The following is an 11,108-nucleotide window of genomic DNA, read 5'->3' as shown; positions in this document are numbered from 1 at the left end:
AGGGTCTCTTTCATCTTTCTTTTCGAAATACTTTTCACCTTTCCCTCACGGTACTTGTTCGCTATCGGTCTTCAAGGAGTATTTAGCCTTGGAGGATGGTCCCCCATGTTCAGACAGGATTTCACGTGTCCCGCCCTACTCTTTTTCATACATATCCAGATTTTACTTACAGGACTTTCACCTTCTTCGGTTGTTCTTTCCAAAACATTCTGCTATCTAATTACATACTTTTGGGCTATTCCGATTTCGCTCGCCACTACTCTCGGAATCTCGGTTGATTTCTTTTCCTCTTCCTACTTAGATGTTTCAGTTCGGAAGGTTTGCCTTCCCTTGCGGGAATACTATACTCTTGTATAGTGGGTTGCCCCATTCAGACATCTGCGGATCACTTCGTGTGTGCCAATCCCCGCAGCTTTTCGCAGCTTACCACGTCTTTCTTCGCCTCTTGAAGCCTAGGCATCCGCCATACGCCCTTAACGATTTCTTTTCCTTAGCCAATTATATTGGCCGCTCGGTTTATTTTTTTATATAAAATCCCAATAATGTCAATGATCCGTATATAACACTGGTTCTTTTTTACTACTTCTTTCGTTTTTAGAACCTTGTGGAGAATAAGGGAGTCGAACCCTTGACCTCCTGCGTGCAAGGCAGGCGCTCTAGCCAGCTGAGCTAATTCCCCTTGTTTCCCTTTGTAGTCTCAGGCAGACTCGAACTGCCGACCTCTACATTATCAGTGTAGCGCTCTAACCGGCTGAGCTATGAGACTGATTGATTTTTATTTTCCTCGTTGCTCCTTTTACTCTTCTTCTTATGTCTTACCTTTTCCTTACAGGGGCTTTTCAGGGGTGTTATATATCTTGTGTTTTTTAACTTTTTACTTACTTTTTTATTTGTTTAAGTAGGAAACACCTGGAAGTTGTTAGCTTCTTTTGGGGTTTTTATTCCTTGTTTTGACTTTTTGCTCTAAAAAAGAGATGTTCCAGCCGCACCTTCCGGTACGGCTACCTTGTTACGACTTAGCCCCAGTCACTAGTTTTACCCTAGGCAGCTCCTTTTACGGTCACCGACTTCAGGTACCCCCAGCTTCCATGGCTTGACGGGCGGTGTGTACAAGGCCCGGGAACGTATTCACCGCAGCATGGCTGATCTGCGATTACTAGCGATTCCAGCTTCATAGAGTCGAGTTGCAGACTCCAATCCGAACTGAGACCGGCTTTTGAGATTCGCATCTGGTTGCCCAGTAGCTGCCCTCTGTACCGGCCATTGTAGCACGTGTGTGGCCCAGGGCGTAAGGGCCGTGATGATTTGACGTCATCCCCACCTTCCTCGCGGTTTGCACCGGCAGTCTCATTAGAGTTCCCGACTTTAATCGCTGGCAACTAATGATAAGGGTTGCGCTCGTTATAGGACTTAACCTGACACCTCACGGCACGAGCTGACGACAACCATGCAGCACCTTGAAAATTGTCCGTAGAAATACTTATTTCTAAGTACGTCAATTCCCATTTAAGCCCTGGTAAGGTTCCTCGCGTATCATCGAATTAAACCACATGCTCCACCGCTTGTGCGGGCCCCCGTCAATTCCTTTGAGTTTCAACCTTGCGGTCGTACTCCCCAGGTGGGATACTTATTACTTTCGCTTAGTCACTGAGAAGTTAATCCCCAACAACGAGTATCCATCGTTTACGGCGTGGACTACCAGGGTATCTAATCCTGTTCGCTCCCCACGCTTTCGTCCATCAGCGTCAATCGGTATTTAGTAACCTGCCTTCGCAATCGGGGTTCTGTGTAATATCTATGCATTTCACCGCTACACTACACATTCCAGCTACTTCAATACTATTCAAGATTAACAGTATCAACGGCAGTTCTACAGTTAAGCTGCAGGTTTTCACCGCTGACTTATCAACCCGCCTACGGACCCTTTAAACCCAATAAATCCGGATAACGCTCGCATCCTCCGTATTACCGCGGCTGCTGGCACGGAGTTAGCCGATGCTTATTCGTATGGTACCTTCAGAACATTACACGTAATGTGGTTTATTCCCATACAAAAGAAGTTTAAAACCCATAGGGCTGTCGTCCTTCACGCGGGATGGCTGGATCAGGCTCTCACCCATTGTCCAATATTCCTCACTGCTGCCTCCCGTAGGAGTCTGGTCCGTGTCTCAGTTCCAGTGTGGGGGTTCACCCTCTCAGGCCCCCTAAGGATCATCGTCTTGGTAAGCCGTTACCTTACCAACTAACTAATCCTACGCATGCCTATCTGTATCCGATTAATCTTTTAATATCTGCCAATGCTGACTGATATGTTATCCGGTATTAATCCGGGTTTCCCCGGGCTATCCCGGTGATACAGGTAAGTTGCATACGCGTTACGCACCCGTACGCCGGTCTCTCTTGAAGCAAGCTCCAAAATACCCCTCGGCTTGCATGTGTTAGGCCTCCCGCTAGCGTTCATCCTGAGCCAGGATCAAACTCTCCATTGTAATTTCTTTGTTATTATCAATTTCAAGGCTTTTTCCCTAACTCAAAAGAATCTCTTTTCTTCCAGGTTGTGTTTTGCTACTTTTTATCTTTCGTAAGCTTTGTTTAAAAAACTTTTTATTTCAACGATCTTTTGCGCTAATCAGGTCCCTCATCTTCTGTTTTTCTCTTTCGTTGTTCCTGACTTGCGGGTGCAAAGATAGCTACTTTTTCTTTCCCCGCAAGTTTTTTTTTAATCTTTTTTTAATCTTTTTTGCTAAATAATCATTAATATACTGAATACGAACCACTTAACCTCCAAAAAAATTTTTAATTTTTTTCTATTTATTCCTGCTTCTCTCCTCATCATTCGTATTGGACCTTATGGGCTCGTTCTTATTCTTTTCTATTTTACTAACTTTATAGGTTGTATACTCTAATTGATAGTTTTGAATTCCTTTCCTCTAATGTTTTTATTCAAGTACTTTTTTATATATAGTAGACAGTACACTTTACTATTACTTTAACTGAATAGCTTTTTGTTTTGTAATTTATAATAATATATATCGAACAAGTTATTAAAGTCTTTTGCTAAATAAACTATTATATAAAATTAAACCTAAAAAGATATATAAACTATATATAACAAAAAAGACTGCTTATTTATCATAGCAGTCTTTTTAATTTTTCAGATATGTTCTAGCAGATTATCTTTTAGCTCTGTATTCGCTAACAGTTAATTGCTTTCTTCCTTTTGCTCTACGTCTTGCTAAGACTTTTCTTCCGTTAGCTGATGCCATTCTTTCACGAAAACCATGCTTGTTTCTTTTCTTTCTTTCTGAAGGTTGAAATGTACGTTTCATCGGTTGTTATCTTATATCTTTATATTCGTTAATCTTTTTCGAGGTTGCAAAGATAGCATTTATTTTTTATATTCCTACTTTTAATTGTTTTTTTGTGTAAAAAATTTTAGGTGTAACCGTAAGGTAGTTATAGGTTTATAGTCATAAACAAGGTTATTGTAGGTTATTTCTTCTCTTTACATGACATATAACTATATAGTAAACTTTTTCTTAGTTGTTATTTTTATATGTTCTGTCAAGAAAGAATAAATTTTGATTGTTCTTTTATATTAAGGTAACTTATATTTTGTTTTCGTGAAATCAATTTTATACTTATCAATAAAAAAAGCTATCATTAATGATAGCTTTTTCAATTCATTATAAAGTAGTAATATGAATATTACCCGTTAATTTTAGCAATTCTTTGAATCAATTCAACAACTTTGTTAGAATATCCCCACTCATTATCATACCAGCTCACTACTTTAACAAATTTAGGGCTTAATTGTATCCCTGCTTTTGCATCAAAGATTGATGTACGTGGATCTGTAATAAAGTCAGAAGAAACAACTTCTTCATCGGTATATCCTAAAATTCCTTTTAATTCACCTTCTGATGCTTCTTTCATTGCTTTACAGATTTCATCATAAGTTGTTTCTTTAGCTAAATTTACTGTTAAGTCAACTACTGAAACGTCTAAAGTTGGTACACGGAATGCCATACCTGTTAATTTTCCGTTCAAAGAAGGAATTACTTTTCCAACTGCTTTAGCAGCTCCAGTTGAAGATGGAATTATATTTCCTGCTGCTGCTCTACCTCCTCTCCAATCTTTTGCTGATGGTCCGTCAACTGTTTTTTGAGTAGCAGTAGTAGCATGTACTGTAGTCATTAATCCTTCTAAAATACCAAATTTTTCATGTAATACTTTAACTACCGGAGATATACAGTTTGTTGTACAAGATGCGTTAGAAATAAATTGAGTACCTTTTACATAGGTATTATCGTTTACTCCGCATACAAACATAGGGGTATCATCTTTAGATGGAGCAGACATTACTACATATTTTGCTCCGGCGTCGATGTGACCTTGTGCTTTATCTTTTGTAAGGAATAAACCTGTTGATTCTACTATATATTCTGCTCCGATATCACCCCATTTAAGATCTGCAGGATTTTTTTCAGCAGTTACTCTAATTGCATTTCCATTTACTACTAATTTACCATCTTTAATTTCAATCGTTCCATCGAATTTACCATGAACAGTATCATATTTTAGCATATAAGCCATATATTCAACATCAATAAGGTCATTAATTCCTACAACTTCAATATTTTCATTATGTTGAGCCGCACGAAATACTAATCGTCCTATACGACCAAAACCATTGATACCAATTTTAATTTTTGACATAATACTTTACTTTTTTAAGTTTGTTTCTAAATTAATTTTTTTATTTTATCTATGTAGATAAGATATCTGCTACTTTTATTAGATCCTTATCTATTTCATTATGCTTTTTAATTGCTTCTTCTATAGGAGTAAAAACGATCTTGCTCGATTGCATTCCTGCCATTACATTAGATCTACCCGCCATTAATCCTTCAACTGCAGCAACACCTAACCTTGAAGCCAACACTCTGTCGGCAACTGTAGGAGATCCTCCTCTTTGAATATGACCTAAAACGGTAACTTTAACGTCAAATTCCGGATATTTCATTTTAGTGAATTTAGCCAAATCATATACTCCTCCTAATTTTTCTCCTTCAGCTACTACTACAATACTGGATGTTTTTCCTTTTTGTTTTGCATTGTCGAAAGAAGAAAATAAATCTTCAATACTATCTTTTTGTTCAGGTATAAGTATATCCAATGCTCCGGTAGCTATACCGCTGTTTAAAGCAATAAATCCGGCATCCCTTCCCATAACTTCTACAAAGAAAACTCTATTATGCGAAGTTGCTGTATCTCGGATTTTATCGATTGCATCAACGACGGTATTTAATGCTGTATCATAGCCTAAGGTAAAATCTGTACCGAATATATCGTTATCGATAGTTCCGGGAATTCCAATAAAAGGTACTCCTTGTTCTTTTTGGAAAACAGTTCCACCTGTGAAAGATCCATCTCCTCCGATGACTACTAATGCATCTATATTATGTTTTTTTACTGTTTCTGCTGCTTTATTTCTTCCTTCAATAGTTCTAAATTCATCGGAACGTGCAGATTTGAGCTCAGTTCCTCCTCTATTTATTAAATTTCTTACTGAACGAGGACCTAAATCAACAACCATATCATTAATCAGCCCATCATATCCCATTCGTATTCCACAGCATTCTATTCCATAATAATTAGCTGCTCTTACAACTGATCTTATGGCAGCATTCATCCCGGGAGAATCTCCTCCTGAGGTTAAGACACCTATTTTCTTAATTTTATTTGTGTTTTTAGACATGTTTTTTTATATAGATTTTTACATTCTAAGATCATACAAATATACTAATCATTTGTGGATTATGCATTAAGAAAAGGACATATATAATAAAATATATATCATGTGATTTTATATTGATTTAAAATTAATTTTTTCTTAATTTTGTAGCTATCACCCTTAATTTTAAGGTAACTTATTTATTTTATATCCACATTTTAAATTAGATATATTACGAAGTTATTAGTATAATAAATTGTATTGATAATTTACAATTTTGTATATCAAAAATAATACCATATTCCTTTATAATTCAACATTTATACAGCTTCGTAGTCGTAAAATAAAAAATCATTTATGCTGATTTTCATAAATTTTTTTTATTATTTTAAACTTCCTACCATGTCTTCCGGTCTAACCCATTGATCAAATTGTTCGGCAGTTACTAAACCCAAATTAATTGCTTCTTCTTTTAATGTTGTTCCGTTTTTATGTGCTGTTTTAGCAATTTTGGCAGCATTTTCATACCCTATATGTGTATTTAAGGCTGTCACCAACATTAGGGAATTATTAACGAGTTCTTTTATTCTTGTGTAATTAGGCTCAATTCCGATGGCACAATGATCGTTGAATGATTTACAAGCATCTCCCAATAGTTGGGCAGATTGTAAAAAATTATAGGCCATAACCGGTTTAAAAACATTGAGTTCATAGTTTCCTTGTGTACCGGAAAAAGAGATAGTTGTATCATTACCCAATACTTGAGCACATACCATGGTCATTGCTTCATTTTGTGTAGGGTTTACTTTGCCCGGCATAATGGAAGATCCTGGTTCATTTTCCGGTATAAATAATTCTCCTATTCCGCTTCTAGGTCCGGATGCAAGTAATCGTATGTCTTGAGCTATTTTAAACAGTGAAACGGCTAATTGTTTTAGTGCTCCGTGTGTTTCAACTATTGCATCATGAGCTGCTAATGCTTCAAATTTGTTGGGTGCAGTAAAAAATGGCAATCCGGTAAATTTAGATATGTATTCTGCAACTTTGACATCATAACCTTTAGGAGTGTTTAATCCTGTCCCTACAGCTGTTCCTCCTAAAGCTAATTCTGATAAATGCGTCAGGGTATTTTTTATAGCTTTAATAGCATGATCCAATTGAGCTACGTATCCGGAAAACTCTTGTCCTAAAGTTAAGGGGGTGGCATCCATTAAATGGGTCCTACCTATTTTTACTACATCTTTAAATTTCTCTGATTTTTTTAACAATGTATCTCTTAATTTTTCAACTGCCGGTAAGGTATGTGTTACTACCTTTTTATAGGCTGCAATATGCATTGCTGTTGGGAAGGTATCGTTAGATGATTGGGATTTATTTACATCGTCATTAGGATGAATGGGACTCTTTTCACCTAGTTTACCTCCACCTAATACCAATGCTCGATTAGATATTACTTCATTGACATTCATATTGGATTGAGTTCCTGAACCGGTTTGCCATATAACAAGCGGGAATTGGTCATTTAATTCTCCTTTACTGATTTCATCACATACTTTGGCTATTAAATCTCTTTTTTCTGAAGGTAATACTCCTAAATCAGTATTAGCATATGCGGCCGCTTTTTTTAGATAGGCAAATGCTTCAATTATCTCTTTGGGCATTGACGCTTCCGGTCCTATCTTAAAATTATTTCTTGATCTTTCAGTTTGGGCACCCCAATATTTGTCAGCGGGAACTTGTACTTCTCCCATAGTATCTTTCTCTATACGGTAATTCATGGTTATGTTTTTTATTTTATATGAATCTTTCAAAAATCATACAAAAATAAAAAATCAGCCAAAAAGGCTGATTTTATTACTTCTATTATAGGATTGATTTACTTTTTCTTATTTTTATTTTGATTCATTTTTTGTTCTTGAATCTGTTTTTGTTGCTCTTGGGCTTGTTCCAACATGGATTGCATTTTTTGCTGCCATTTACTTTTTTTCTTACCCGGCTTTGTTTTATTCTCTTGCATCTTAGCATGCAACTTTTCTTCATTGATCATAAAGTTTTTAATCAATAAGATTAAAAGTATATTTATAGCATTGGATACTAAATAATACCAAGAGAGACCTGATGCATATGAATTTAACCAAAATATAAACATAACCGGCATCAAATACATCATAAACCTCATATCCGGCATTCCTTCTTGTGTAGGTGCCTGCATGGTAGAGGTTGACATTTTAGTGTAAATTAATAATACTAAACAGTATAATATCGTAAACAGACTTATGTGATTTCCGTAAATACTTGATAAAATTGGAATATGTGTTGTCCATTCATAAATAGAATCATAAGCGGTCAGATCATCTGCCCAAAGGAAGGACTGTCCTCTTAAAGCTATATTATTCGGGAAAAATCTAAATAATGAATAGAAAATAGGTATTTGTATTAATGCCGGTAAGCATCCTGCTAGTGGATTAACCCCTACTTTTCTATATAATTCCATCGTAGCTTGTTGCTTTTTAATCGGATCTGAATTTTTGTGCTTTTCGTTTAATTCGTCAATTTCCGGTTTTAAAATTCGCATTTTTGCTCCCTGAATGTATTGTTTATACATAATAGGAGAGGTAACTAATTTTACCACGATGGTCATTAAGAAAATTATCCACCCTGCTGCAATACCGAATTTTGATAAAAATTCATAAATCCATAAATAAAATATGCAAAGCCATTTCATCCATCCAAATGGAATGTTGTATGAAAACTGTTTACTGTTTCCATTATCTGCTTTGTAAGATTTCAATAGATCATAATCTAAGGGTAGAAAATTCCAAGTATATTTTTGATTAATTTCTCCTTGTTGGATAGGAACTATACTTGTAAACGTAAAATTCTTAAGATAATCAGGGTTATCTCTTTCTGCTTCTTGTGTACCTTTGGATTTGTAAAATCCGTTCTGTGCTTCTAAAATAGTTGCAAAGAATTGTTGTTTAACACTAATCCAATCTATTTTGTCTTTATCTTCTGTAAATCCGTTTGTATCGTAATCAGTTTGAGAATAATCGTTTAAACTGTATCTAAACTCTGTATAAGTGGTTTCTTGTGATTTTCCTTTTTCAAGAGCGATCGCATTTTGATTCCAATATAATTCGGCATCTTGCTGGGAGGTAATTTTTGATAATCCTTTCGATACAACCTGAAAATCTAAAGAATATTTTCCTTTCAGTGCATAACGAAATTGAATAAAACTCGTATTATCTAAATTCGCAGTTAAAACGGTTACATTTCCTTCAGTTGATGGTGTAAAAACTAAATCTCTTGTATTAATTATTTTACCTGCCTTATCTTTAAATGAAATATTGAAATCGGTATTTTCATTATTTACAAGATATAAAGGTTTTTTGTGAAGGGTTGTATCCTTATCATAAGCCGTCCATTTTTTTAAACGTACTTCACGTAGTTGAGCTCCTTGTGTGCTGACTTTAACTTCTATTTCATCATTTGAAAAAGGTAATAATTCTACCTTAGCCTGAGCAAGTGAGTCTAACTTTACGGGTGCTGACTTATCATTGGTATTCTGAGAGATATTTTCAGATTTGATTTGTTGCTGTTCGGATTTTTGGGCTTCATCTATCGCCTGTTTTTGTTGGTTATTGGAATATATTAAAAATCCAATTAAAATAATCCCTATAAGAATAAAACCAATCAGCTGGTTTTTATCAAATTTGCTTTCCTGTTGCATTCTTTACTTTGTTTATCTGATAATTTTGAGATGCTTTAACTAATGCTAAAAATAATGGGTGGGGAGAAGCTACCGTACTTTTATATTCCGGATGGTATTGTACTCCTATAAAGAATGGATGATCTTTTACTTGTATAACTTCCACCAACCCTGTATCAGGATTAGTTCCAATGGCTTCTAAACCATTGTTTTCAAACTCACTTATATATTCATTGTTAAGCTCGTATCTATGTCTGTGTCGTTCTTCTATATTTTGTGCATTGTAGATTTTTTCTGCTATAGAGCCTTTTTTAAGTTTACATGCCCATGCTCCCAGTCTCATAGTGCCTCCTTTATTGGTGACATTTTTTTGTTCTTCCATTAAACAGATAACCGGAGCTGAGGTATGCAAGTTAAATTCAACACTATCTGCATCTTTATATCCAAGTACATTTCTAGCAAATTCAATGACCGCAATTTGCATACCTAGACAGATTCCTAATACAGGTATTTTATTAACTCTAGCGTATTGACAGGCTATAATTTTTCCTTCAATTGCTCGATCTCCGAATCCGGGAGCTATTATAACTCCATCCACACCTTTTAAATAATCGGAAATATTTTCATAAGTAAGATCTCCGCTGTATATCCAACGAATATTTACTTTAGTTTCTAAAGTAGCTCCTGCATGTATTAAAGCTTCTACAATAGATTTATAGGAATCTTGAAGAGATACATATTTACCAACTAAAGCTATTTCAACATTACTCTTCGGATTTTTATATTTATCCAGGAAATCATTCCATTGTTTTAAATCCGGTTTTTTATCTGTGGATAAACCTAATTCTTTTAACACTAATGCATCAAAATTCTGATTTTGCAGATATAAAGGAACTTCATAGATGGTAGGAAGGTCTTTACTTTCAATTACATTATCAATATTAAGGTTACAGAATAATGCTAATTTGGAGCGTACTTCTTTAGATATTGAGCATTCTGTCCTACATACCAGAAAATTGGTTTGTACTCCATATTCCATAAGTTGACGTACGGAATGTTGAGAAGGTTTAGTTTTTAACTCTCCACTGGCTGCTAAATATGGAATTAATGTTAGGTGTACAACAATCGAATTTTGATATCCTAATTCCCAGCGTAATTGACGTACGCTTTCAACATAAGGTAAAGATTCAATATCTCCTACCGTTCCTCCTATTTCGGTAATTATGATGTCAAAATCTCCTTTTTTGCCTAATATTTTAATTCTTCTTTTTATCTCATTAGTAATATGAGGAATTACCTGTACAGTTTTTCCTAAAAAGTCTCCTCTTCTTTCTTTATCAATAACTGTTTGGTAAATTTTTCCGGTAGTAACATTGTTGTCTTTGCTGGTAGGACTATTTAAGAATCTTTCGTAGTGCCCTAAATCTAAATCAGTTTCAGCTCCATCTTCAGTAACATAGCATTCTCCATGCTCATAGGGATTTAGTGTTCCCGGATCAATATTAATATATGGATCGAGTTTTTGAATGGTTACTTTGTAACCTCTGGCTTTTAAAAGCATTCCTAAAGATGCAGCGACAATTCCCTTTCCAAGTGAAGAAGTAACACCACCTGTAACAAATATATACTTTGGAGAAGATTGGTCAGACATAATTTTAAAGT

Annotated in this window: 6 protein-coding genes, 2 tRNA genes, 1 rRNA gene and 1 other annotated feature; all 9 genes read right to left on the bottom strand. The window is 35.3% G+C overall.

Translation table 11 applies throughout. The features are described 5' to 3' along the window. Positions 1-487 (bottom strand) — a sequence feature (23S ribosomal RNA rRNA prediction is too short). A 118-nt stretch (positions 488-605) separates the two neighbouring features. Continuing rightward, positions 606-679, bottom strand: a tRNA-Ala gene (locus G8C43_RS09905). Positions 680-692: 13 nt separating this feature from the next. Next, positions 693-766: transfer RNA gene (locus tag G8C43_RS09900), tRNA-Ile, on the bottom strand. A 201-nt stretch (positions 767-967) separates the two neighbouring features. Next, a 16S ribosomal RNA gene (locus tag G8C43_RS09895) occupies positions 968-2,489 on the bottom strand. Positions 2,490-3,173: 684 nt separating this feature from the next. After that, entirely contained in the window at positions 3,174-3,329 is a 156-nt protein-coding gene (gene rpmH, locus G8C43_RS09890; protein WP_055425699.1) for a 50S ribosomal protein L34, read from the bottom strand. A gap of 379 nt (positions 3,330-3,708) precedes the next feature. Further along, positions 3,709-4,719: a type I glyceraldehyde-3-phosphate dehydrogenase gene (gap, locus tag G8C43_RS09885; protein ID WP_160543085.1), complete on the bottom strand. Its 1,011-nt coding sequence runs from the start codon at positions 4,717-4,719 to the stop codon at positions 3,709-3,711. Positions 4,720-4,768: 49 nt separating this feature from the next. Continuing rightward, positions 4,769-5,761: a 6-phosphofructokinase gene (pfkA, locus tag G8C43_RS09880; protein ID WP_160557897.1), complete on the bottom strand. Its 993-nt coding sequence runs from the start codon at positions 5,759-5,761 to the stop codon at positions 4,769-4,771. A gap of 359 nt (positions 5,762-6,120) precedes the next feature. After that, positions 6,121-7,515, bottom strand: coding sequence for a class II fumarate hydratase (fumC, locus tag G8C43_RS09875; RefSeq protein ID WP_166005674.1), 1,395 nt, complete (start codon positions 7,513-7,515; stop codon positions 6,121-6,123). A gap of 98 nt (positions 7,516-7,613) precedes the next feature. Then, the gene (gene yidC, locus G8C43_RS09870; RefSeq protein WP_166005673.1) at positions 7,614-9,467 is read right to left on the bottom strand and encodes a membrane protein insertase YidC; all 1,854 of its coding nucleotides are present in this window, start codon (positions 9,465-9,467) and stop codon (positions 7,614-7,616) included. Beyond that, a complete protein-coding gene (locus G8C43_RS09865) occupies positions 9,445-11,097 on the bottom strand; it encodes a CTP synthase (RefSeq protein ID WP_160543081.1) in 1,653 nt (550 codons plus the stop codon). The genes yidC and G8C43_RS09865 overlap by 23 nt, the downstream gene beginning before the upstream one ends. Positions 11,098-11,108 lie beyond the last annotated feature (11 nt).

The organism is Apibacter sp. B2966, assembly GCF_011082485.1.
GTDB lineage: Bacteria > Bacteroidota > Bacteroidia > Flavobacteriales > Weeksellaceae > Apibacter.
The sequence above is the reverse complement of the archived record's forward strand: the minus strand, read 5'-3'. Positions and strand labels throughout refer to the sequence as shown.